Origin of the sequence: Streptomyces sp. NPDC058671, assembly GCF_042716475.1 — a bacterium.
GTDB lineage: Bacteria > Actinomycetota > Actinomycetes > Streptomycetales > Streptomycetaceae > Streptomyces.
Genome location: NZ_JBHXSA010000038.1, coordinates 1 through 21,414, shown reverse-complemented (window position 1 = coordinate 21,414; position 21,414 = coordinate 1). Strand labels below are relative to the sequence as shown.

Annotated in this window: 20 protein-coding genes and 1 riboswitch; of the genes, 6 read left to right on the top strand and 14 right to left on the bottom strand. The window is 70.3% G+C overall.

The annotated features are described in order from the left end of the window. Positions 1-40: 40 nt before the first annotated feature. The 3 genes from ACFWV2_RS31320 to ACFWV2_RS31310 form a co-directional block, all read right to left on the bottom strand. Positions 41-1,090 carry an NlpC/P60 family protein gene (locus ACFWV2_RS31320; protein WP_360783274.1) on the bottom strand — a complete coding sequence of 350 codons (1,050 nt, stop codon included), beginning with the start codon at positions 1,088-1,090 and terminating at the stop codon, positions 41-43. 256 nt (positions 1,091-1,346) lie between these two features. Further along, positions 1,347-2,711 carry an NYN domain-containing protein gene (locus ACFWV2_RS31315; RefSeq protein WP_384410236.1) on the bottom strand — a complete coding sequence of 455 codons (1,365 nt, stop codon included), beginning with the start codon at positions 2,709-2,711 and terminating at the stop codon, positions 1,347-1,349. 33 nt (positions 2,712-2,744) lie between these two features. Beyond that, positions 2,745-2,987 carry a hypothetical protein gene (locus ACFWV2_RS31310; protein ID WP_053640505.1) on the bottom strand — a complete coding sequence of 81 codons (243 nt, stop codon included), beginning with the start codon at positions 2,985-2,987 and terminating at the stop codon, positions 2,745-2,747. A gap of 158 nt (positions 2,988-3,145) precedes the next feature. On the opposite strand from ACFWV2_RS31310, the gene ACFWV2_RS31305 reads away from it, so the two are divergent. Together ACFWV2_RS31305 and ACFWV2_RS31300 are read left to right on the top strand one after the other, a co-directional pair. Then, on the top strand, positions 3,146-3,889 hold the full coding sequence (locus tag ACFWV2_RS31305) for a rhomboid family intramembrane serine protease (protein WP_384410233.1): 744 nt from the start codon (positions 3,146-3,148) through the stop codon (positions 3,887-3,889). Further along, entirely contained in the window at positions 3,886-4,167 is a 282-nt protein-coding gene (locus ACFWV2_RS31300) for an Lrp/AsnC family transcriptional regulator (protein WP_030205672.1), read from the top strand. Before ACFWV2_RS31305 ends, ACFWV2_RS31300 begins: the two co-directional genes overlap by 4 nt. A 71-nt stretch (positions 4,168-4,238) precedes the next feature. Here the strand turns inward: ACFWV2_RS31300 and ACFWV2_RS31295 are convergent, their stop codons facing one another. The 6 genes from ACFWV2_RS31295 to ACFWV2_RS31270 form a co-directional block, all read right to left on the bottom strand. Then, positions 4,239-5,669: an aminotransferase class V-fold PLP-dependent enzyme gene (locus tag ACFWV2_RS31295; RefSeq protein ID WP_384410230.1), complete on the bottom strand. Its 1,431-nt coding sequence runs from the start codon at positions 5,667-5,669 to the stop codon at positions 4,239-4,241. Between the two features lie 217 nt (positions 5,670-5,886). Next, positions 5,887-6,003: riboswitch (SAM riboswitch) on the bottom strand. An 82-nt stretch (positions 6,004-6,085) separates the two neighbouring features. Next, positions 6,086-7,150 carry an anthranilate phosphoribosyltransferase gene (gene trpD, locus ACFWV2_RS31290; protein ID WP_384410227.1) on the bottom strand — a complete coding sequence of 355 codons (1,065 nt, stop codon included), beginning with the start codon at positions 7,148-7,150 and terminating at the stop codon, positions 6,086-6,088. Between the two features lie 133 nt (positions 7,151-7,283). Beyond that, positions 7,284-8,909, bottom strand: a complete 1,626-nt coding sequence (locus ACFWV2_RS31285; protein WP_384410224.1) for a cytochrome bc complex cytochrome b subunit — start codon at positions 8,907-8,909, stop codon at positions 7,284-7,286. Next, positions 8,906-9,958 (bottom strand): Rieske 2Fe-2S domain-containing protein, encoded by a 1,053-nt coding sequence (locus ACFWV2_RS31280; RefSeq protein ID WP_384410221.1) that lies wholly within the window; start codon positions 9,956-9,958, stop codon positions 8,906-8,908. The genes ACFWV2_RS31285 and ACFWV2_RS31280 overlap by 4 nt, the downstream gene beginning before the upstream one ends. Further along, entirely contained in the window at positions 9,955-10,764 is an 810-nt protein-coding gene (locus ACFWV2_RS31275; protein ID WP_360783295.1) for a c-type cytochrome, read from the bottom strand. Before ACFWV2_RS31275 ends, ACFWV2_RS31280 begins: the two co-directional genes overlap by 4 nt. A 74-nt stretch (positions 10,765-10,838) precedes the next feature. Then, entirely contained in the window at positions 10,839-11,459 is a 621-nt protein-coding gene (locus ACFWV2_RS31270; protein ID WP_360783297.1) for a heme-copper oxidase subunit III, read from the bottom strand. Between the two features lie 202 nt (positions 11,460-11,661). Between ACFWV2_RS31270 and ACFWV2_RS31265 the strand changes: the two genes are divergently transcribed. Then, positions 11,662-12,063, top strand: a complete 402-nt coding sequence (locus ACFWV2_RS31265; protein WP_073806804.1) for a response regulator transcription factor — start codon at positions 11,662-11,664, stop codon at positions 12,061-12,063. Between the two features lie 5 nt (positions 12,064-12,068). Here ACFWV2_RS31265 and ACFWV2_RS31260 read toward each other — a convergent pair whose 3' ends face one another. The 4 genes from ACFWV2_RS31260 to coxB all read right to left on the bottom strand — a co-directional run bounded on the left by ACFWV2_RS31260 (position 12,069) and on the right by coxB (position 16,538). Next, complete coding sequence (locus tag ACFWV2_RS31260; RefSeq protein ID WP_384410216.1) at positions 12,069-13,322, bottom strand: Ig-like domain-containing protein; 1,254 nt, start codon at positions 13,320-13,322, stop codon at positions 12,069-12,071. A gap of 122 nt (positions 13,323-13,444) precedes the next feature. Continuing rightward, positions 13,445-13,843 (bottom strand): cytochrome c oxidase subunit 4, encoded by a 399-nt coding sequence (locus tag ACFWV2_RS31255; protein WP_360783303.1) that lies wholly within the window; start codon positions 13,841-13,843, stop codon positions 13,445-13,447. Continuing rightward, positions 13,840-15,576: a cytochrome c oxidase subunit I gene (gene ctaD / locus ACFWV2_RS31250; protein ID WP_360783306.1), complete on the bottom strand. Its 1,737-nt coding sequence runs from the start codon at positions 15,574-15,576 to the stop codon at positions 13,840-13,842. The genes ACFWV2_RS31255 and ctaD overlap by 4 nt, the downstream gene beginning before the upstream one ends. Continuing rightward, positions 15,573-16,538 carry a cytochrome c oxidase subunit II gene (gene coxB, locus ACFWV2_RS31245; protein WP_384410211.1) on the bottom strand — a complete coding sequence of 322 codons (966 nt, stop codon included), beginning with the start codon at positions 16,536-16,538 and terminating at the stop codon, positions 15,573-15,575. The genes ctaD and coxB overlap by 4 nt, the downstream gene beginning before the upstream one ends. A gap of 358 nt (positions 16,539-16,896) precedes the next feature. Here coxB and ACFWV2_RS31240 point away from each other — a divergent pair, with 358 nt between their 5' ends. After that, positions 16,897-18,282, top strand: coding sequence for a cysteine desulfurase/sulfurtransferase TusA family protein (locus ACFWV2_RS31240; protein ID WP_384410209.1), 1,386 nt, complete (start codon positions 16,897-16,899; stop codon positions 18,280-18,282). A gap of 191 nt (positions 18,283-18,473) precedes the next feature. Here ACFWV2_RS31240 and ACFWV2_RS31235 read toward each other — a convergent pair whose 3' ends face one another. Beyond that, a complete protein-coding gene (locus ACFWV2_RS31235) occupies positions 18,474-19,448 on the bottom strand; it encodes a carbohydrate kinase family protein (protein WP_384410206.1) in 975 nt (324 codons plus the stop codon). A gap of 156 nt (positions 19,449-19,604) precedes the next feature. On the opposite strand from ACFWV2_RS31235, the gene ACFWV2_RS31230 reads away from it, so the two are divergent. After that, on the top strand, positions 19,605-19,811 hold the full coding sequence (locus ACFWV2_RS31230; RefSeq protein ID WP_384410203.1) for a hypothetical protein: 207 nt from the start codon (positions 19,605-19,607) through the stop codon (positions 19,809-19,811). Positions 19,812-19,877: 66 nt separating this feature from the next. Continuing rightward, positions 19,878-21,368 (top strand): hypothetical protein, encoded by a 1,491-nt coding sequence (locus ACFWV2_RS31225; protein ID WP_384410200.1) that lies wholly within the window; start codon positions 19,878-19,880, stop codon positions 21,366-21,368. The last annotated feature ends 46 nt before the right edge of the window (positions 21,369-21,414 follow it).

Below are 21,414 nucleotides of genomic sequence, written 5' to 3'. Positions count from 1 at the left end.
AACCACCCGTTCGGGCGGCATACCGCAGGGTCGTCGGGCGTCAGCCGCCGATGCGGACACCGAACTGGAACGTGCCCATGTAGCTCATGGACTCGTAGCGGACGCTGGCGCCCGGCTTGGGGGCGTGCAGGATCGTGTTGTTGCCCGCGTACAGACCCACGTGCGACAGGCCGTTGAAGAAGACCAGGTCGCCCGGCTTGAGCTGGCTGCGGCCGATCTTCACGCCGTCGTTCTGCTGGGTGTAGGTGGTGCGGGTGAGCTGGACGTTGGCCTGGCCGTAAGCCCACATGGTCAGACCGGAGCAGTCGTACGCGCCGGGGCCCTCGGCGCCGGAGACGTACGGCTTGCCGACCTGGGTGGCGGCGGCGGCGAGCGCCGCGGCGCCGTAGCCGTTCGCGGGGGCCTCGTTGCCGAGGTCCATCCGCTCGCCGGCGGCGCGACTCGCGCGCTGCTCCTTGGCCCGCTCCTCCTGCTCCAGCTTGGCCTTCTCGGCCGCGGTGAGGGTGTTGAGGAGCTTCTGCGCCTCCGCGAGCTTGCCCTGGAACTTCTTCTTCTTGGCACCGAGGGTCTTGCGGACGTCCTCGAGGTCGGCCAGCTTCGTGGTGGCCTCGGCCCGCTGCTGGGCGAGGGTGCGCTGCTTCGCCTGGATGGAGGTGAGCACGTCGGCCTGCTGAGCGCTGACCTGGTCGATCGCGGACGCCTTGTCGAGGTAGGTGTCCGGGTCGGCGGAGAGGAAGAGCTGGAGCGCCGGGTCGATGCCGCCGGAGCGGTACTGGGCGCTGGCGACCGAACCGATCTGGTCGCGCAGGGTGTTGAGCTCCTGCTGACCGCGGGCGACCTTGTCCTGGAGCTGGCCGATCTCCTTCTGCAGCGTGCCGCGGCGCTCCTCGGCGAGGTTGTACTGCTCCGTGGCCTCCTCGGCCTCGTGGTGCAGTGCGTCGACCTTGGACTTGACCTCGTCGATCTTGGGCTTGGCGGGGGCCGCTTGGGCACCGGACTGTGCGGTGAGGGCGACGGCGGCGGCCGCGGTCACGGTGAGCACGGTCACGCGGGTGCGGCTCGGCTGCTTGGGTCGACGGTGGGACGCCACGAAGGCGAGCTCCTTCTTCCTCGAGCCGCCCAACCGGTCAAGGGAAGGCGGTTCCTTCGCTGCCACCCCGGATGGATGATCAACCGCGCGAAGGTTCGAAGGCCGACCCTAGTGACCAAGTTGTGATCAGTTCAAATCCCACTGGCAAAAATATCGCTCAGGCACCACTTTATTTACACGCATCGCACGGGCAGTGATGACCACTTGACGGTCCGCCATCCAGAATTCGGGCATAAGACCCAGGAGTTGCCATGCGTCACGAGAGCCGCGAAAGCCGCTTCAGCAACAAGGCGGACGCGACCGGCCGTGCCCCCGCCTTCGCCACGCCGTCGGCCACCTCGCGGTCCGTGGAGACCACCACCACCGGCCGACCCGGCGGCTCCGCCCGCACCAGCTGCCGGATCAACTCGTCGGCCGTGACACCGGGCTTGGAGAACAGCACCCGCACCCCGCGCGGCGGCGCGAGCAGCACCGGGGCCGCCAGCTCCGCCCCGTCGAAGACACAGGTGACCTCGGCGCCCGAGCGGGCCGCGAGGGCGGACAGGGAGCCGAGCAGCCGCAGCCGCTGCTTCTCCAGCGGCATCGTGGGATAGCCGGTCTTGGTGACGTTGTAGCCGTCGACGACCAGATGGGCCTGTGGCAGCGCGAGGAGCTGGTCGAGCAGCGCCGGATCGGTCTCCGAGAGCGCCCGCGCCGCGATGTCCTTCGGGGACATCCGCCCCGGCTCCACCGCGTCCACCGTGTCCGCCGGGTGCGTCGAGACGGGCGGCAGCGCGAGTTCGCGGCGCAGCCCCTGGGCGGCGTCGAGGACGGTGTCGAGCAGCAGCCGCAGCCGCATGTCCTCCACCGAGCGCCCCTCACGGGCCGATCTGCGGCTCGCCTCCAGGGCCGCCTCGACCTCGCCCAGCCGGGCCTTGAGCCGTCGGCTCTCGCTCTCGGCCGAGGACACCTGGGCGGCCGCCTCGGCCCGCGCGGTCTCGATCTCGCCCCGGACGCGGCGCAGCGCCGCCTCGCCGCGCTTCACGTCGCTCTGGGCGCTGCGCAGCTTGCGGTGAAGCGATTCCGCTTCCTTCCTGGCCGTCTCCAGGTCGCGCCGCAGCTGCTCGGTCTCGTCCCGGGAGCGGTCGCGGGCGCCGGCGAGCTCCTCGCGCAGCCGCTCCAGCTCGCGCCGGCCGGCCTCGTCGGCGCGCTCGGCGTCGGCGCGCAGGGCCTCCTCGCCCGCGGCGGCCACGAGCTTGACCCAGCCGGGCGGGCGCAGCACGTAGGCGGCCGCCGCCACGTCGACGGGGTCGGCGGCGGCGGGCGGGGTACCGGTCTCGACGGCGCCGGCCAGCTCGGGCTGGCCCAGCTTGAACCGCTCGCCGATCCGCTGCCGGAACAGCGGGTCGCTCTCCAGGGCGGCCGCCATCGCGTTCCCGGCGAACTTGGCCCGCCGGCTCGCGGTGAACCGGGCGTACTGCCTCAGGGGTGCGGGCAGCTCCGCGACGGTCAGCCCGCCGAAGGCGTCCGCGACCAGCGCGACGACCCGCCGCCGTACGCCTTCCGGCAGTGGGTGGTCGAGCGTCTCGGCAGCGTCACCTGCCGCGCCGGCCGGCTCACCACCGTGCGCGGGCTGCTCCACGATCCGTCACCCCTATGTCATCCGCGCCGTCCCTCAGGAGGCGGCGCCCGGCCTGTCCACCAGTTCGATCTGGTCCACCGCGTTGCACCAGCGGCAGCGGACCGACTCGATGGTCTCACTGACCACCTGCCGCTCCTCGACCTTCGGCTCCCCCGCGAGGTCCAGATGGACGTACTCGACGACCTTGGAGGAGCGGGTCACGTCGAAGCGGGTCAGGTTGCCGCAGAGCGTGCAGCGCCAGCGGGTCTCGGCGGTCGGCAGGGGAACCGTCGTCATCGAGCCGTCCTTCTTCCTGTTGCGTATTACCAGGTGCGGGAGCCGCGGTGCGCCGTCGAACTGCGGTCGTACTGCCCGTAACCCTACGGCCTCACGGGTCGGCGGGGGCACGGCGAGGCACTCTGTCCACTTCGTCCGGGGTACGCCATGATCTGTCCGTGATCGATTGGCGAGGAGCGGTCCGTGCTGTCCTGGGGTCCTGGCGCGGCGCCCGCGGCGGGCCCACGGTGACCTACGGACTGATCGCCGCCTGCTGTGTCCTCTTCGTGATCAGTCCGGTCTCCGGACTCGACCCGGCGCACGGCACGGGAGATCAGCTCCTCGCGGCGCAGGGCGTGTACTTCCGGCGCTGGGGCGTCGTCCCCGCCGAGCTGATGAGCGGCGAGCCGCGAGCCCTGCTCACCCCACTGACCGCGCTCTTCGTCCACGGCAGCTGGCTCCATCTGCTGGGGAACATGCTGTTCCTGTACGTGTTCGGCGCGATGACCGAGGAGCGCATGGGCGCCGTCGAGTTCGCCCTCTTCTACCTGGGCACCGGCTACCTCGCGCTCCTCGGGTACGCGGCGGCGCACGCGCACAGCGAGCAGACGCTGGTCGGGGCGTCGGGGGCGATCTCGGGGGTGCTGGGGGCGTTCCTCTTCCTCTTCCCGCGCGCCAGGGTCACCAGCCTCTTCCCCTTCCTCTTCTTCCTTCCGCTGCGCTTCCCCGCCTGGATCGTGCTGATCTTCTGGTTCGTGCTCCAGTGGCTGGCCGCGCGGGCCGCGGGTGCCGGTCCCGGCGTCGCCTATCTGGCGCATGTGGTGGGCTTCTCCGTCGGCTTCCCCTACGCCTGGGGGCGCCACCGGGGTGGGGATAGAGTGAAAGCCCAAGCCGCGGCGACCGAGGGAGAAAGCCAGCCGTGATCACCGCGATCGTGCTCATCAAGACCAGCGTGGACCGCATCCCCGAGATCGCCGAGTCGATCGCCGCGCTCGACAGCGTCAGCGAGGTCTTCTCGGTGACCGGTACGTACGACCTGATCGCCATGGTCCGGGTGCCGCGCCACGACGACCTGGCGGACGTGATCCCCGGCAGCATCAGCAAGATCCCGGGCGTCGAGGCCACGGACACCCACGTCGCCTTCCGCACGTACTCCCAGCACGACCTGGAGGCGGCCTTCGCCATCGGTCTGGAGTCCTGAGACCTCGTGCGCGGCAGGACTGAAGGGGGCCTCCCGGTCGGGAGGCCCCCTTCACCCGTACGAGTGAGCGCTCAGCCGCGGTCGGGAACGCAGCGGCCGTCCTCGGTGCGGTAGTTCCACCGCGCGCCGTCGCGGACGAGTTCCTTCACCGCGCCGACGAACCGCTCCACGTGCTCGTCGGGCGTACCGGCGCCGAAGCTCACCCGGATGGCGTTGAGGGACCTCTCACCGGGCGCGGCCTCGGGGGCGCCGCACTCGCCCTGGGTCCCCGGGTCGCCGCCGAGCAGCGTGCGGACCAGCGGGTGGGCGCAGAAGAGTCCGTCGCGGACGCCGATGCCGTACTCGGCGGAGAGCGCGGCGGCGAAGTGGGAGCTGTTCCAGCCCTCCACGACGAAGGAGATGACGCCGACCCGGGGCGCGTCGTCGCCGAACAGCGACAGCACCTTCACCTCGGGGACCTCGGCGAGGCCCGCGCGGACCGTGGCGATCAGGTGCCGCTCCCGCGCGACGAGGGCGTCGAAGCCTGCTTCGGTGAGCGCCCTGCAGGCGGAGGCGATGGAGTACACGCCGATGACGTTCGGGGAGCCGGCCTCGTGGCGGGCCGCGGTGGTGTGCCACTCCACGTCCACCCCGCCGTCGGCCCGGCGCGCCACCCTGCGGGAGGCGCCGCCGCCCGCGAGGTAGGGCTCGGCGTCCTGGAGCCAGTCGGCGCGGCCGGCGAGGACGCCCGAGCCGAAGGGCGCGTACAGCTTGTGCCCGGAGAAGGCGATCCAGTCCACGTCCAGGTCCTGGACGGAGACCGGGTGGTGGGGCGCGAGCTGGGCGGCGTCGAGCACGATGCGGGCGCCGTGGGCGTGCGCGGCGGCGGCGAGCTCCTTCACCGGCCACAGCTCCCCGGTGACGTTGGAGGCGCCGGTGACGCAGACGAGCGCGGGGCTCGCGGGGCCTCCCGTGCCCGACCGGGTCCGGGAGTTCGGGGAGGGGTCGCGGTCGGCGAGGGCGCGCTCCAGGGTGGCGACGGCCTGCTCCGGGGTGCGCGGGGCGTCGAGGTAGGTGACGCGGGCGTCCTGCCACGGCAGCAGTGAGGCGTGGTGCTCGGTCTCGAAGACGAAGACCTGGCAGTCGGCGGGGAGGGTGGCGGCGAGCAGGTTGAGCGAGTCGGTGGTGGAGCGGGTGAAGACGACCTGGTCGTCGGGGCGGCAGTCGAGGAACTCGGCGACGGTGGCGCGGCTGTTCTCGAAGAGGTCGGTGGAGAGCTGGGAGAGATAACCGGCGCCGCGGTGGACGCTGCCGTAGTACGGGGCGTACGCGGCGACGTCGTCCCAGACCCGCTGGAGGGCCGGGGCGCTGGCCGCGTAGTCGAGCGCCGCGTAGGTCACGTCGCCGCCGGTGACGAGCGGGACGGTGACGTCCCGGCCGAGGACGGGCAGCGGGGCGGCGCAGCAGGAGTCGGCGGACTCGTCGGCGGCGGGGGCGACGGCGGCGTGAGTGCGTGCGGACATGGCGGTATCTCCCGGCGGGCGGTGCGGAATGGCTTCGGTGATCCGTACGCGGCCGGACGCGGCGGGGTACGGGTGATGCCTCGGAGACGTCGGGGGCGCACGCGGGTACGCGGAAGTGACCCTGTTCCGAGGGTGAAGTAGGGGCGGATTCGCCCTATCGCATTCGCTTGCTCACGGAAAAAGCTCCTCGAGAGACCAGGACCCCTGGTGTTCGAGGGGTCCGCGCTTGCCGTAGACCTCGCTGCCTACGGCCTGGTCATCACCCGGGGCACCCCGCCACGGACGGAGGGTTGCCGGACAGCAAGCCGGGGCCAAAACGCTGTCACTCGTGACCTGTAGGACATCCTGCCACATGATCGCCGAAGCGCAAGACCCCGGTCCGCATGCTGGACCGGGGTCGAACGGCGGTGCACGCGCTACGCGTTGCTGACGGCGATCCAGCGCTCCAGGGCCCGGCGGGCCGCGCCGGAGTCGATCGCCTCCGCGGCCTTGTCGATGCCGACGCGGATCTGCTCCGCGAGGGTGCCCTCCCCCGGGGCGAGCGCGACGAGCGCCGCCGCCGAGTTGAGCAGCACCGCGTCCCGTACCGGACCGGTCTCCCCCGCGAGCAGCCGGCGGGCGACGTCCGCGTTGTACGAGGCGTCCGCGCCGCGCAGGGCCTCCACCGGCACGAGGTCGATGCCGACGTCCCGGGGGTCGAAGGCCTCCTCCCGTACCGCGCCGTCGCGGACCACCCAGACCCGCGAGGTGGCGGTGGTGGTCAGCTCGTCGAGCCCGTCGTCGCCGCGGAAGACGAGCGCGGAGGAGCCGCGCTCGGCGAGCACCCCGGCCATGATGGGGGCCATCCGGGCGTCGGCGACACCGGTGGCCTGGGCCCGCACCCGGGCGGGGTTGGTGAGCGGACCGAGGAAGTTGAAGGTGGTCCGGATGCCGAGCTCCCTGCGGGCCGCGGCGACATGACGCAGCGCCGGGTGGAACTTCACCGCGAAGCAGAAGGTGATCCCGGCCTCCTCCGCGACCTCGGCGACCCGCCGCGGGGTCAGCTCCAGGTTGACGCCGAGCTTCTCCAGGACGTCGGAGGCGCCGGACGCGGAGGACGCGGCCCGGTTGCCGTGCTTGACGACCTTGGCTCCGGTGCCGGCCACGACGATCGCGGACATGGTCGAGATGTTGACGGTCTTGGCGCCGTCGCCGCCGGTGCCGACGATGTCGACGGAGGGGCCGGGCACCTCGATCGTGTTGGCGTGCTCGTACATGGTGCGCACGAGCCCCGAGATCTCCTCGACGGTCTCGCCCTTGGCGCGCAGGGCGACCGCGAACCCGGCGATCTGGGCGTCGGTGGCCTCGCCGCGCAGGATCCGGTCCATCGCCCAGGCGGTGTCCTCGGCGCTCTGGTCGCGGCCGGTCAGCAGACCGTCCAGGACGACGGGCCAGGAGCGGCCCGCCGACGTCGATCCTCCAGCGGGGGTCACAGCGCTCATGGCAGCTCCATCGTCGATTGCGCGCGCAACAGGTCATGGCCAGCCTATCGAGCCCCGGGGACGGCAAAGAGCCCCGTCCATCGAATGGACGGGGCTCTCGCCGTGGCGACCGGCAGGTCAGGAGTTCAGGTGATCAGTGGTGGCCGTGGCCGTCCTGGATCGCCTTGTACTCCTCGACCGTGGGCTTGGCGATCTGGCTGTCGTCGCCGTAGTAGCCCTTGTTGAGCTTGATCCGGAGCTTCTCCACGCGCCCGACCTTGCGCTCCACGCCGTTCTCGTCGACGGCCGGCGGCAGCGCCGCGGCCTCGTACTGCTCGTGCGCGGTGAGGCGGTGCAGCTCGCCCTGGCTGAGCGGCTCGTGGACCTCGACGAACTCACCGTGCGGCAGGCGCTTGATGATGCCGGACTCGCGTCCGTGCAGCACCTTGTCCTTGTCGCGGCGCTGGAGGCCGAGGCAGATCCGCTTGGTGACGATGAACGCGATGACCGGGCCGACGAAGAAGAAGATCCGCACGAACCAGGTGATCGAGTTGATCGACAGGTGGAAGTGGGTCGCCCAGAGGTCGTTTCCACCACCCACCAGCATGATCATGTACGCGGTGATCCAGGCGACACCGAAGGCGGTGCGCGTCGGAGCGTTGCGCGGGCGCTGCGCGATGTGGTGCTCGCGCTTGTCGCCGGTGATCCAGGACTCGATGAACGGGTAGACCGCGATCGCGGCGAGGACCGCCGGGAAGATGGCCAGCGGGATCATCACGCCGAGGACCAGCGTGTGGCCCCACAGGTTGATCTCCCAGCCCGGCATGACACGGATCAGACCCTCGGCGAAGCCCATGTACCAGTCGGGCTGGGCGCCGGTGGACACCTGGTCCGGGCGGTACGGGCCGAGCGCCCAGATCGGGTTGATCGAGGCGATCGCCGAGATGATGGCGATGACACCGAAGACCAGGAAGAAGAAGCCTCCGGCCTTGGCCATGTAGACCGGCAGCAGCGGCATGCCCACGACGTTGTTGTTCGTGCGGCCGGGGCCGGCGAACTGCGTGTGCTTGTGGAAGAACACCAGGATGAGGTGGGCCACCACGAGACCGAGCATGATGCCGGGCAGCAGCAGCACGTGGGCCGAGTAGAACCGGGCCACGAAGTCGCCGCCGGGGAACTCGCCGCCGAACAGGAACATCGACAGGTACGTGCCGACGACCGGCACGGACAGGATCGCGCCCTGCATGAAGCGGACACCGGTGCCGGAGAGCAGGTCGTCCGGGAGCGAGTAACCGGTGAAGCCGGTGAACATGCCCAGGAAGAACAGCAGGAAGCCGAACAGCCAGTTGATCTCACGCGGCTTGCGGAACGCGCCGGTGAAGAACACGCGCATCATGTGCACGAACATGCCGGCGAGGAAGATCAGCGCCGCCCAGTGGTGGATCTGCCGGATGAGCAGACCACCGCGCACCTCGAACGAGATGTGCATGGTCGAGTTGAACGCCTCGGACATCAGCTGTCCCTGGAGCGGGACGTACGGTCCCGCGTACTCCACCTCGTTCATCGACGGGTGGAAGAACATCGTCAGATAGACGCCCGTCAGGATGATGATGAGGAAGCTGTAGAGGCAGATCTCGCCCAGCATGAAGGACCAGTGGTCCGGGAAGATCTTCCGCATGTTGGCCTTGGCCAGCGAGTAGATCCCCAGGCGTCCGTCGGCCCAGTCGGCGACCCGCTCACCCGCGGGCGCCTTCTTCGATGTGTCGGTCACGGTGCTCATCCGCGCTCCCAGAAGGCAGGACCGACGGGCTCGTCGAAGTCGCCGAGCGCCTCCAGGAAGCCCTTGTCGTTCACACCGATCCGCAGCTGCGGAAGGGCGTGACCGGCCGGGCCGAAGATGACGCGGGCGCCGTCGGAGAGGTCGAAGGTGGACTGGTGGCACGGGCAGAGGACGTGGTGCGTCTGCTGCTCGTACAGGGAGATCGGGCAGCCCACGTGGGTGCAGATCTTCGAGAAGGCGACGATGCCCTCGTGCGACCACTCGAGCTCGCGCTTGTCCTTGATGTCCTCCGGCTGGATCCGGACGATCATCAGGGCGGCCTTGGCGATCTCGGTCTGGAAGTGGTGGTCGTGCTCCGAGAGGCCCTCGGGCATCGCGAAGGTCAGCGAACCCACGGCGACGTCCTCGGGACGCAGCGGCTCGTGCGTGTTCATGTTGATGAGCTGAAGCCCCTTGGCCCACATGGTGGTCCGGAGCTTCTTCTCGGGCAGGGGGCCCATGTCGCGCAGCAGCACGATGCCGGAGAGCGGTACGAGCGACAGCGCGCCGAACATCGTGTTGCGGATGAGCTTGCGGCGGCCCATGCCCGACTCGGCGGCACCGGCCGCGAAGTCCGACATGACCTTCGCCTTGGTCTCGGCGTCGGCCTGGATCGGGTGCCGCTCGTCCGCGATCTCGACGTCGGACATCAGGGTGCGGGCCCAGTGGACCGCGCCCGCGCCGATGAAGAAGAGGGCGAGACCGAGGGTCCAGCCGAGCGCGAAGTTGAGCGCGGACACCCGGCCGAAGGGCCAGATGTACACGATCTTGTCGACCGGGAAGATCACGTACGAGGCGATGAAGGCGACGGTGGCCAGCATCGACAGCGTGAACATGAAGGCGACCGCGCGCTCGGACCGACGGGCGGCCCGCTCGTCGATGTCCTGGATGCGGGGCTTGTGGGGCGGGAGCCCCGGGTCGGCGAACGGGTCGTCGGCGACCTTCACCGCGCCGTGCGCGGTGTCCTGCCCTGCCGGCAGGGTCTCTTCTGGAATCTCTTGGCTACTCATGACTTCTTGGCCTTAGCGGTGTGGGCCGCGACCCAGACGGCAACTGCGATCAGCGCGCCCAGACCGAAGATCCAGGCGAACAGACCCTCACTGACGGGGCCGAGGCCACCGAGCGAGAGACCGCCCGGGCTGTCGGCCTTCTCGCCGTTGACGGCCTGGACGTACGCGATGATGTCCTTCTTCTCCTGCTCCGGCATGGTCGTGTCCGGGAAGGAGGGCATGTTCTGCGGGCCGGTCTGCATGGCCTCGTAGAGGTGCTTCGGGCTCACGCCTTCGAGGCTCGGGGCGTACTTGCCATGGGTCAGCGCGCCACCCTCGCCGGTGAAGTTGTGGCACTGGGCACAGTTGGTGCGGAACAGTTCGCCACCCTTGGCGGCGTTGGCGCCCGCCGGGTTGTACTGCTGCGCGGTCGGCGTGATCGGGCCGGAACCGAGAGAGGCGACGTACGCCGCGAGCTGATCGATCTCAGCCTGCGAGTAGATGACCTTCTTCTTCGGGACCTGGGCGCCCGGCTGCTGGGCCGGCATACGGCCCGTGCCGACCTGGAAGTCGACCGACGCCGAACCGACGCCGACGAGGGAGGGGCCGTCAGTGGTGCCCTGACCGCCGGTTCCGTGGCAGCTGGCGCAGCCTACGGAGTAGAGCTTCTTGCCCTCCTCGATGGCGAGGGACTGGGCGGTTTCATCGGCCTTCGCCGTGCCCGCGGGCGCGAACGCGGCGTACAGCCCCCCCGTGGCCGCCAGCGCGAGAAGTAGGACGACGACCGCCGCCAGCGGATGGCGTCGTCGTGCGGAGAGCTTTTTCACGGATTACCCCGGTGTCAGGATCTTCTGCGTCGATGCTTGCTGGATGTCTCGGTCCGCCGTGTCGGCGGCGCCGATTACTTGATCATGTAGATCGTGGCGAAGAGGCCGATCCAGACGACATCGACGAAGTGCCAGTAGTAGGACACGACGATGGCGGCGGTTGCCTGCTCATGAGTGAACCTCTTGGCGGCGTACGTCCGGCCCAGGACCAGCAGGAAGGCGATGAGCCCGCCTGTCACGTGCAGTCCGTGGAAGCCGGTGGTCAGGTAGAACACGGAGCCGTACGGGTCCGACGAGAGCGAGAGGCCCTCGTGCTTCACCAGCTCGGTGTACTCGAAGACCTGTCCGCCGATGAAGATCGCACCCATCACGAACGTGATGATGAACCACGACCTGAGCTTCTTCACGTCGCCCCGCTCGGCGGCGAAGACGCCGAGCTGACAGGTGAGGGAGGAGAGCACCAGGATCGTGGTGTTGGTGGCCGAGAACGGGAAGTTCAAGGCCGAGGCCTTTTCCGTCCAGAAGTCGGCTCCCGTCACCGATCGCAGGGTGAAGTACATCGCGAAGAGGGCCGCGAAGAACATCAGCTCGGAGCTCAACCAGATGATGGTTCCGACGCTGGTGAGGTTCGGTCGATTGACCGACGGGTGCGCGTGCCCTGTTTCTACTGTCGTTACTGTCGCCACGACCGACATTATGTCGGTCGCTTATCCCGCCCTCACTCCGGGGGGTGCCGTTCGGAGTGTCAGAGGGGTCTGCCAGGCCCGAACGGCCCAGTACGACGGCCCCCCGGCACCCTTCGAACAGGTGTTGAACGGGTGTTGACGCGGTGTGGACCGGAGTAGCATCCGCGCATCGGTCGACGACGACCCACCCGCCTTCCCAGCCGGAGGAACGATGCAGTCGAGTGCCACGGTCCTGGTCTACAGCGACGACGCGAACACCCGCGAGCAGGTACGGCTGGCGGCCGGACGCAGGCCCGCCTCCGACGTGCCCCCGGTCGAGTTCGTGGAGTGCGCGACGCTGCCGGCGGTGCTGAAGCGCCTGGACGAGGGTGGCGTCGACGTGTGCGTCCTGGACGGCGAGGCGGTCCCCGCGGGCGGCATGGGCGTGTGCCGGCAGCTGAAGGACGAGGTCTTCCACTGCCCGCCCGTGCTGCTCCTGATCGGACGCCCGCAGGACGCCTGGCTGGCCACCTGGAGCCGTGCGGACGCCGCGGTCACCCTTCCGGTGGAACCGGTCGAGTTCGCGGCGTCCCTGGCGGCGCTGCTGCGCTCGCGCCTCTCGATCGCCTCGTGAGCTGATCAGATCGACGGCCTCAGACGGGCCTTCTCGGTGGGGGCCACCGGGTTCGCGGCGGCCTCCACCAGGGCGCTGCCCTGGCGCCACTTGTCCCAGGACAGGTTCCAGTCGCCGAAGCCGTTGCCGAAGGTGTCCATCGTGTCGCCGTAGCTGTTGACGGTCCTGACGATGTCGCCGGGGCGGACGGTCTCGTAGAACCAGGCCGCGTTCCCGGTCGACATGCCGACACAGCCGTGGCTGACGTTCGCCACGCCCTGCGAGCCGACGGACCAGGGAGCGGCGTGGACGTACTCGCCGCTCCAGGTGACCCGGGTCGCGTAGTAGACGGGCAGGTCGTACGACTCGGAGCTGCCGGCCGCGATGCCGACGCTGGTGCCCCGCATCCGGACGTAGTACTCCTTGCCGAGGATCACCTTGATGCCGTTACGGGTGGAGAAGCCCGGTTTGCCGGTGGTCACCGGAATGGTGTTGATCACTTCTCCGTTGCGCTTCACCGTCATGTAGTGCGATCCGGCGTCCGCGATCGCCTCGATCCGGTCGCCGATGGTGAGCTTCAGCGGCTTGGACGCGCCGCCGTAGAGCTTGTCGCCGACCTTCAGGCCGTCCAGGTTGCCGGTGACCGTGACGCGCGCGCCGGCGGGCCAGTACTCCTTCGGGCGGAAGTGCAGCTTCTTGTCGTCCACCCAGTACCAGGAGCCCTCGACGGAGGGGGTGGAGCGGACCTTGAGGGCCCGCTCGACGACGGCGCGCGCCTTGCGGTCCTTGACGGGGAGGCTGAGGTCGGCCGTGACGGGCTGTCCGACGCCGTAGGTGCCCGCCTCCGGGCCGAAGGTCACGGTCAGGGCCCGCTTGGCCGGGGCCGTCTCGAAGGTGAACGTACGGGCGCCTGGGGCGCCGTCACCGTCCTCGGTGGAGACGCGGACGGTGTAGCGGGCCCCGGCCGCCAGAGCGGCCGTGGAACGCCAGCGCTGCCCGTCCGCGGTGAGCTCGCCGGCCAGGTGGTGCCCTGAGGCGTCGACGGCGCTGACGTCGGTGATCCGGCCGCCCTCGCCCTTGGCGGTGATCTCCAGAGGCTTCTCCGGGTCCGCCTTGGCGCCGTCGGCGGGGGCGCTGACCGCGAGCTGGCCCGCCGCGTCGTAGGCCCTCGCCGACAGCGGATGGTGGTCCGAGGACGTGCAGGCGCTGGCGGCCGCGGTGACGGTGACAGCCAGGAAAGTGCAGCTCAGAACAGTCCGAATGCGCGGCGTGTCGTTCATGGACTCACCGTAAGAACAATCGCCCGCGGCAGCGCGCCGAGTGCTGCAAAAGAGGGGCCCGGCCACTTCGGTGACGAAGTGTCCGGGCCCCTCGGTGTGCTCCGGTGCGCAGCGGGGTAGAGCTACTGGTTCTGGTTCTCGCCGCGGTAGAACTCGAAGACCCAGCCGAAGAGGCCGATCAGGAGCAGCGGGGCGGAGAAGTACAGGATCCACCAGCCCATCGCGACGGCGAGGAAGGCGAGCGCGCCGCCGATCGCCAGCGAGAGCGGCTGCCAGCTGTGCGGGGCGAAGAAGCCGACCTCACCGGCCTCGTCCGCGACGTCGGCCTCCTTGTCGTCCTGCGCCATGGCGTCGACACGCTTGGCCGTGAAGGCCAGGTAGTAGCCGATCATGATGGACAGGCCGAACGCCAGGAACAGCGCCGTCGTACCGACCGGCTCCTTGGACCAGACGCCGTACAGGACCGCCATGGCAAGGATGAAGACGCTCAGCCAGATGAACATCTTGCCTTGGATCTTCACTTGCCGGCCTCCTTGCTGCCCGTGAGGGCCTCGGCCTCGTGCGGCTTGTTCTCGAGCTGGTCGAGAGCGGCGATCTCAGGGTGGTGCAGGTCGAACGCCGGGGATTCGGAACGGATCCGCGGCAGGGTGAGGAAGTTGTGCCGCGGCGGCGGGCAGGACGTCGCCCATTCGAGCGAGCGGCCGTAGCCCCACGGGTCGTCGACCTCGATCTTCTTGCCGTACTTGGCGGTCTTCCAGACGTTGTAGAGGAACGGCAGGATCGACAGGCCGAGCAGGAACGAGGAGATCGTCGAGATCGTGTTGAGCGCCGTGAAGCCGTCGGCGTCGAGGTAGTCCGCGTAGCGACGCGGCATGCCCTCGGCACCGAGCCAGTGCTGCACGAGGAACGTGCCGTGGAAGCCGATGAACAGCGTCCAGAACGTCATCTTGCCCAGGCGCTCGTCCAGCATCTTGCCCGTGAACTTCGGCCACCAGAAGTGGAAGCCGGCGAACATCGCGAAGACCACGGTGCCGAAGACGACGTAGTGGAAGTGCGCGACGACGAAGTACGAGTCGGAGACGTGGAAGTCCATCGGGGGCGAGGCCAGGATGACACCGGTCAGACCACCGAAGGTGAAGGTGACCAGGAACCCGATCGTCCAGAGCATCGGTGTCTCGAAGGACAGCGAGCCCTTCCACATCGTTCCGATCCAGTTGAAGAACTTCACGCCCGTCGGTACGGCGATGAGGAACGTCATGAAGGAGAAGAACGGGAGGAGGACGCCGCCGGTGACGTACATGTGGTGGGCCCACACGGTCACGGACAGACCGGCGATCGCGATGGTCGCGGCCACCAGACCGATGTAGCCGAACATCGGCTTGCGGCTGAAGACCGGGATGACCTCGGAGACGATGCCGAAGAACGGCAGCGCGATGATGTACACCTCGGGGTGTCCGAAGAACCAGAAGAGGTGCTGCCACAGCAGGGCGCCGCCGTTGGCCGCGTCGAAGATGTGGGATCCGAACTTGCGGTCCGCCTCCAGGGCGAACAGCGCGGCCGCCAGGACCGGGAAGGCGAGCAGGACCAGGACACCGGTCAGCAGCACGTTCCAGGTGAAGATCGGCATACGGAACATCGTCATGCCCGGAGCGCGCATGCAGATGATCGTGGTGATGAAGTTGACCGAACCGAGGATCGTGCCGAAGCCGGAGAAGGCCAGACCCATGATCCACATGTCGGCGCCGACACCCGGCGAGCGGACGGCGTCCGACAGCGGGGCATAGGCGAACCAGCCGAAGTCGGCCGCACCCTGCGGGGTGAGGAAGCCGGCCACCGCGATGATCGAGCCGAACAGGTACAGCCAGTAGGCGAACATGTTCAGCCGCGGGAACGCCACGTCGGGCGCGCCGATCTGCAGCGGCATGATCCAGTTCGCGAATCCGGCGAACAGCGGCGTCGCGAACATCAGCAGCATGATCGTGCCGTGCATCGTGAACGCCTGGTTGAACTGCTCGTTCGACATGATCTGCGTACCCGGACGGGCCAGCTCGGCGCGCATGAAGAGCGCCATGAGTCCGCCGATGCAGAAGAAGACGAACGACGTGACCAGGTACATCGTCCCGATCGTCTTGTGATCGGTGGTGGTCAGCCACTTGATCACGACGTTGCCGGGCTGCTTGCGCCGAACGGGCAGCTCGTTCTCGTACGAGTCCTCAGCTGCGGCGGCACCCTTGGTTTCGTTGTGGATGCTCACAGTTGGTTCTTCTCCGCATTCCTGGCCGGGTCCGTCTGCTCGATGCCAGACGGGATGTAGCCGGTCTGCCCCTTCTCGGCCAGCTCCTTCAGGTGCTGCTGGTAGCGCTCCGGGGAGACCACCTTGACGTTGAAGAGCATCCGGGAGTGGTCGACGCCGCACAGCTCGGCGCACTTGCCCATGAAGGTGCCCTCGCGGGTCGGAGTCACCTCGAAGGAGTTGGTGTGCCCCGGGATGACGTCCTGCTTCATCAGGAAGGGCACCACCCAGAAGGAGTGGATGACGTCACGGGAGGTCAGGACGAACCGGACCTTCTCGCCCTTCGGCAGCCACAGGGTCGGGCCCGGGTTGCCGTTCTGCGGGTTGCGGTCGCCGGGGATACCGGCGTCGTAGACACCGCCCGCGTTCGCCGGGAAGTCCGCGAGGAACTTGTCCGGGATCGCGGCGAGGTTCTTGTCCGTCTTGGCGTCACCCGTCACACCGGGCACGTTCTCGACGTAGTTGAAGCCCCAGCTCCACTGGTAGCCGACCACGTTGATCGTGTGGGCCGGCTTCGGCGTGAGCTCGAGGAGCTTCGACTCGTCGCGTGCGGTGAAGTAGAAGAGCACCGAGACGATGATGAGGGGAGTGACCGTGTACAGCGCCTCGATGGGCATGTTGTAACGGGTCTGCGGGGGTACCTCGATCTTGGTCCGGCTGCGCCGGTGGAAGATCGTGGCCCAGAGGATCAGGCCCCACACCAGGACGCCCGTGACGAGCGCGGCAGCCCACGAGCCCTGCCACAGGGAGAGGATCCGAGGCGCCTCTTCCGTGACGGGGGTGGGCATGCCAAGGCGGGGGAAGTCTTCCCAGTTGTACGAGCAGCCCGTGGCTGTAGCCAGGATCAGGCCCGCAGTCAGCACCTGCGGCAGCTTCCGCCGCATCGGGCGCCGCGACGAGCGGTCGGAGCCGTTGGGACTCACGTAGCGCCTTCCCGAGAGTCTCGGCCCGCGTTGGTCGGCCACGGCCGTCCGTCTCGCTGGTCGGTCGCCGCCCCGTGCCGCGGGCAGGGGTTTGGATGTTTATGCGGACCAAACCCTACTGGACGCTATTTGGGGTCGCGCGGGGAGGGTGCCCAACGCGCCGTCCGAGTCCCCGAAGGGGTGGACTCCTGGGTTCCGGAGGGGGGTCGGACACGTCCGTTCGGCGGTCCGCCGGTGCCCCGGGCCGCCCCTCTGACGGGGGCTCACCACGGTCGGCGCGGGGATTCCCCATGTGGGGGGGCAGGGACGCGTCCCGGGTGGGCGAGGATCAGCGGCCGTCGGGCTCTACGGTGGGCGGATGCCGTACTTCGACGCCGCGTCCGCCGCCCCGCTGCACCCCGTCGCCCGTCAGGCGCTGCTCGCCTCCCTCGACGAGGGCTGGGCCGATCCGGCCCGGCTGTACCGGGAGGGCAGGCGGGCCCGGCTGCTCCTCGACGCGGCGCGGGAGGCGGCGGCGGAGGCCGTGGGCTGCCGCCCGGACGAGCTGGTGTTCACTCCTTCGGGGACGCGTGCGGTTCACGCGGGAGTCTCCGGAGCCCTCGCGGGGCGTCGGCGTGTCGGGGACCGGCTCGTGGTCTCCGCGGTCGAACACTCCTCCGTCCTGCACGCGGCCGAGGCCCACACGGCGGCCGGCGGCTCCGTGACCGAGGTGCCGGTGGACCGGTCCGGGGCGGTCGACGCGGCGGTCTTCGCGGCGGCCCTCGACTCCGGGACGGCCCTTGCGTGTCTCCAGTCGGCCAACCACGAGGTGGGGACCGGGCAACCGGTGGCCGAGGTGGCCGAGGCCTGCCGGGCGGCGGGCGTGCCGCTGCTCGTGGACGCGGCACAGTCACTGGGCTGGGGGCCGGTGGAGGGCGCCTGGTCGCTGCTCGTGGCGAGCGCGCACAAGTGGGGCGGGCCCGCGGGGGTGGGGCTGCTCGCCGTACGGAAGGGGGTCCGGTTCGCGCCGCAAGGGCCGTCGGACGAGCGGGAGTCGGGCCGGGCGCCCGGCTTCGAGAACCTGCCCGCGATCGTGGCGGCGGCGGCCTCGCTGCGGGCCGTCCGGGCGGAGGCGGAGGCCGAGGGGGCGCGGCTGCGGGCTCTGGTGGACCGGATCCGGGCGCGGGTGCCGGAGCTGGTGCCGGATGTGGAGGTGGTGGGCGACCCGGTGCGGCGGCTCCCCCATCTGGTCACCTTCTCCTGTCTGTACGTCGACGGGGAGACGCTGCTCCATGAGCTGGACCGGGAGGGTTTCTCCGTTTCGTCCGGTTCGTCGTGTACGAGTTCGACGCTGACGCCCAGCCATGTGCTGCGCGCGATGGGCGTACTGAGCGAGGGGAACGTCCGGGTGTCCCTGCCGGCCGGCACCGCGGCGGACGACGTCGACCGCTTCCTCGACGTCCTGCCGGGACTGGTCGCGGGGGTACGGGAACGGCTCGGCGCCCCGGCCGCGTCGGTGGCCCCGGCGGCCGCCGTCGGGCCGATCGTGGTGGACGCCCTGGGCAAGCGGTGCCCGATCCCCGTGATCGAACTGGCGAAGGTGTTCGGGGAGGTCCCGGTGGGCGCGACGGTGACGGTCCTGTCGGACGACGAGGCGGCGCGGCTGGACATCCCGGCCTGGTGCGGGATGCGGGGACAGGAGTACGTGGGGGAGGAGGCGTCGCCCCGGGGCGGTCGGGCGTACGTGGTCCGTCGGGTGTCGTGACGACGCGCCGCGCTGAGCCCGGGGTGGGCGCCCGTGGCGCGTCGGGTGTGGTGACACCGGGCCGCGCCGGGCCCGGGGTGGGCGCCGGGATGGCGCGACGCCCGCGGCCTTACGGGGTGACCGGCCGCGCGCGTGTGGCGTGACGGCCGCGCCCGGGTGCCCGTGGGTCCCGGGGCGCGGTCGGCGGGAGGTTACGGCAGGTGGGGCTGGACCTCGGCGGCCGGGGTGTCGCCGTACGCCTTGGTGAAGCGCTCCAGGAAGTTCGCCCGCCGCAGCGTGTACTCCTGCGTGCCCAGCGTCTCGATGACCAGGGTGGCGAGCATGCAGCCGACCTGCGCCGCCCGCTCCAGGCTCACGCCCCAGGAGAGCCCGGTGAGGAAGCCCGCGCGGAAGGCGTCGCCGACACCGGTCGGGTCGACCTTCGCGGTCTCCTCCGGGCAGCCGACCTCGATCGGGGATTCGCCGACGCGCTCGATGCGCACACCGCGCGAGCCGAGCGTGGTGACGCGGTGGCCGACGCGGGAGAGGATCTCGGCATCGGTCCAGCCCGTCTTGGACTCGATGAGGCCCTTCTCGTACTCGTTGGAGAAGAGGTAGGTCGCGCCGTCGAGCAGGGTGCGGATGTCGTCGCCGTCCATGCGGGCGATCTGCTGCGAGAAGTCGGCGGCGAAGGGGATCCCCCGCGTCTTGCACTCCTCCGTGTGGCGGAGCATCGCCTCGGGGTCGTCGGCGCCGATGAGGACGAGGTCGAGGCCGCCCACCCGGTCGGCGACGGCCTTCAGCTCGATCAGCCGGGCCTCGCTCATCGCGCCCGTGTAGAAGGAGCCGATCTGGTTGTGGTCCTTGTCGGTGGTGCAGACGAAGCGCGCGGTGTGGAGCACCTCGGAGATGCGTACGGAGCCGGTGTCGACGCCGTGCCGGTCGAGCCAGCCGCGGTACTCGTCGAAGTCGTAGCCGGCCGCGCCCACGAGGATCGGGCTGCCGCCGAGCTGTCCCATGCCGAAGCAGATGTTCGGACCGACCCCGCCGCGCCGGACGTCGAGGTTGTCGACGAGGAAGGAGAGGGACACCGTGTGGAGCTGGTCGGCCACGAGCTGGTCGGCGAACCGGCCGGGGAAGGTCATGAGGTGGTCGGTGGCGATGGAGCCGGTGACTGCGATACGCACGGCGGGGCGCTCCTGCGGGATTCGATTGAGGGGGTCGTCGTGGGCGACGGACGGTCGACCGTTCACGCTACCGGCTGGGGACTCCGCTGCCGAACAGTGGAAACTACCCCAGAGTAGGGCTTTTCTCCGGGGGCGTGCGGTGCATACGGTGCGCCCATGACCATGTACCCCGCTCCTCGTGAGCGCCATGAGCCGGAGTTGAGTCTCGCCGACCTGCGCGGTGACGGCGCGCGCATGGCCCCGCACTGGGTGACCCCGGTCTCCCCCGCCCCCGCTCCGGTCTCCCCGGCACTGATCCACGGGGTCGTCGTACCGGCCGCCTCGGCACGGCTGATCGACGCCACCGCGGAATACGGGGGCTGACGGACGGAACCGCGAGCCCGCCCGCTCCGTCTCATCGGCGTCCGGTCGAGACGAGGGAGCGTTGCGGTGAGCGGTACGGAGAACGTACGGAGGCGACGGAACGTCCTGGCCGCCTCGGTGGCGGCGGGTGTGCTGGTCGCCGGAGGCGGTGGCGTCCACCTCGCCACCTCGGCGTCCGGGGGTGGTGACGGTCCGGCCACCCGGGCCGCCGCGGCGGCCGGGCCGCCCCCGACGCTGCGCCTGGAGGGCGACGGCGTCGGCAGTACGCGGGGAGGCCCCGGCATCGCGCCGGGCGAGCCAGACCCCGGAGGCGGCCCGAACGGGACCGTCTACACAGCCAAGGGCCCACTCCCCCAAGGGCCCTCCTCGGCCGCGGTCCACCGGCCCGAGGGCCTGGTCACCTCGGCGGAGGTGACCAGGCTGGCCGAAGCGCTCGGCGTCTCCGGGAGCCCCGCCCTGGTGGGCGAGGTCTGGACGATCCGGCCCGAGAAGGACGGTTCGGGCCCCCGCCTCGACGTGACGCGCAAGGCTCCGGGGAACTGGACGTACTCCTGGTACGACGGCGGCCCGGCCGGTGACACCTGCCTCAAGGGCAAGGCCTGTCCGCCGCCGGGCGAGACGAAGCCCCCGCCGGGCGGTACGCCGCTGAGCGAGGCGGCGGCGAAGGCGGCCGCCGCGCCGGTCCTGAAGGCGCTCGGACAGGACGACGCGAAGGTGACCGCGACCGGGGTCATGAACGGTTCGGTACGGGTGGTCAACGCCGACCCGGTGGTGGGCGGGCTGCCGACCTACGGCTGGTCGACGGGGCTGCACATCGCACGGGACGGCCGTGCGGTCGCCGGGAGCGGGATGCTCAAGAAGCCGGTCGAGGGCGCCGTGTATCCGGTGATCGGCGCGGCGAAGGCGCTGGCCGCACTGAACGAGGACTCCAAGGGCTCCGGCCCCATCGGCGTCGGCCGCTGCCCCACGGCACCGCCCGCGGCTCAGGTGCCCCCCGTCGGACGGGAGGACACGGGCACACCCGCCCCCGGGGAGGCCGAGCCGACCTGTCGGACGGTCACGGACAGGGCCGCTCCGGATCAGGTGCCGGTGACGGGCGCGGTGCTCGGCCTGGCCGCGCAGGACGTGGCGGGCGGGCGGATGCTCGTACCGTCGTGGCTGTTCACCGCGGACCCGGCGGACGGGGCGCCGTACACGGTGGTGCGGACGGCGGTGGCGCCCGAGCACGTGGAGCCGTCGGCGAAGCCCTCGCCGACGCCCACGCCGGCTCCCGGGGACGGTACGGCGCCGGCCCGCCAGGTCGAGTCGTTCCGTACGGACGCAGCGGGACGGCAGCTGACGGTCGGCTTCTGGGGCGGGGTGTGCAGCACGTACACCGTGACGGCCGAGGAGACGGCGGAGCGGGTGTCGGTGCGGATCACGGAGAAGCCGATCGACCCGGGCCGGATGTGCATCATGGTCGCCAAGGAGATCGTTCGGACCGTGACACTGCAGGGCCCGCTGGGCGGCCGGCCCGTGGTGGACGCGGCAAGCGGAGAAGCGGTGCCGCGCCGCTGAGGCCGGTGATACGCATGAGGGCGGCGGCCCGGGAGTGATCCCGGGC

What these genes read in the sequence shown, in the direction of transcription:
- ACFWV2_RS31240 (WP_384410209.1), top strand. Translation starts at nt 16,897, where the DNA reads ATGCCGTACTTCGACGCCGCGTCCGCCGCCCCGCTGCACCCCGTCGCC.
- ACFWV2_RS31265 (WP_073806804.1), top strand. Translation starts at nt 11,662, where the DNA reads ATGCAGTCGAGTGCCACGGTCCTGGTCTACAGCGACGACGCGAACACC.
- ACFWV2_RS31280 (WP_384410221.1), bottom strand. Translation starts at nt 9,958, where the DNA reads ATGAGTAGCCAAGAGATTCCAGAAGAGACCCTGCCGGCAGGGCAGGAC.
- ACFWV2_RS31295 (WP_384410230.1), bottom strand. Translation starts at nt 5,669, where the DNA reads ATGTCCGCACGCACTCACGCCGCCGTCGCCCCCGCCGCCGACGAGTCC.
- ACFWV2_RS31260 (WP_384410216.1), bottom strand. Translation starts at nt 13,322, where the DNA reads ATGAACGACACGCCGCGCATTCGGACTGTTCTGAGCTGCACTTTCCTG.
- ACFWV2_RS31285 (WP_384410224.1), bottom strand. Translation starts at nt 8,909, where the DNA reads ATGAGCACCGTGACCGACACATCGAAGAAGGCGCCCGCGGGTGAGCGG.
- trpD (WP_384410227.1), bottom strand. Translation starts at nt 7,150, where the DNA reads ATGAGCGCTGTGACCCCCGCTGGAGGATCGACGTCGGCGGGCCGCTCC.
- ACFWV2_RS31310 (WP_053640505.1), bottom strand. Translation starts at nt 2,987, where the DNA reads ATGACGACGGTTCCCCTGCCGACCGCCGAGACCCGCTGGCGCTGCACG.
- ACFWV2_RS31270 (WP_360783297.1), bottom strand. Translation starts at nt 11,459, where the DNA reads ATGTCGGTCGTGGCGACAGTAACGACAGTAGAAACAGGGCACGCGCAC.
- ACFWV2_RS31230 (WP_384410203.1), top strand. Translation starts at nt 19,605, where the DNA reads ATGACCATGTACCCCGCTCCTCGTGAGCGCCATGAGCCGGAGTTGAGT.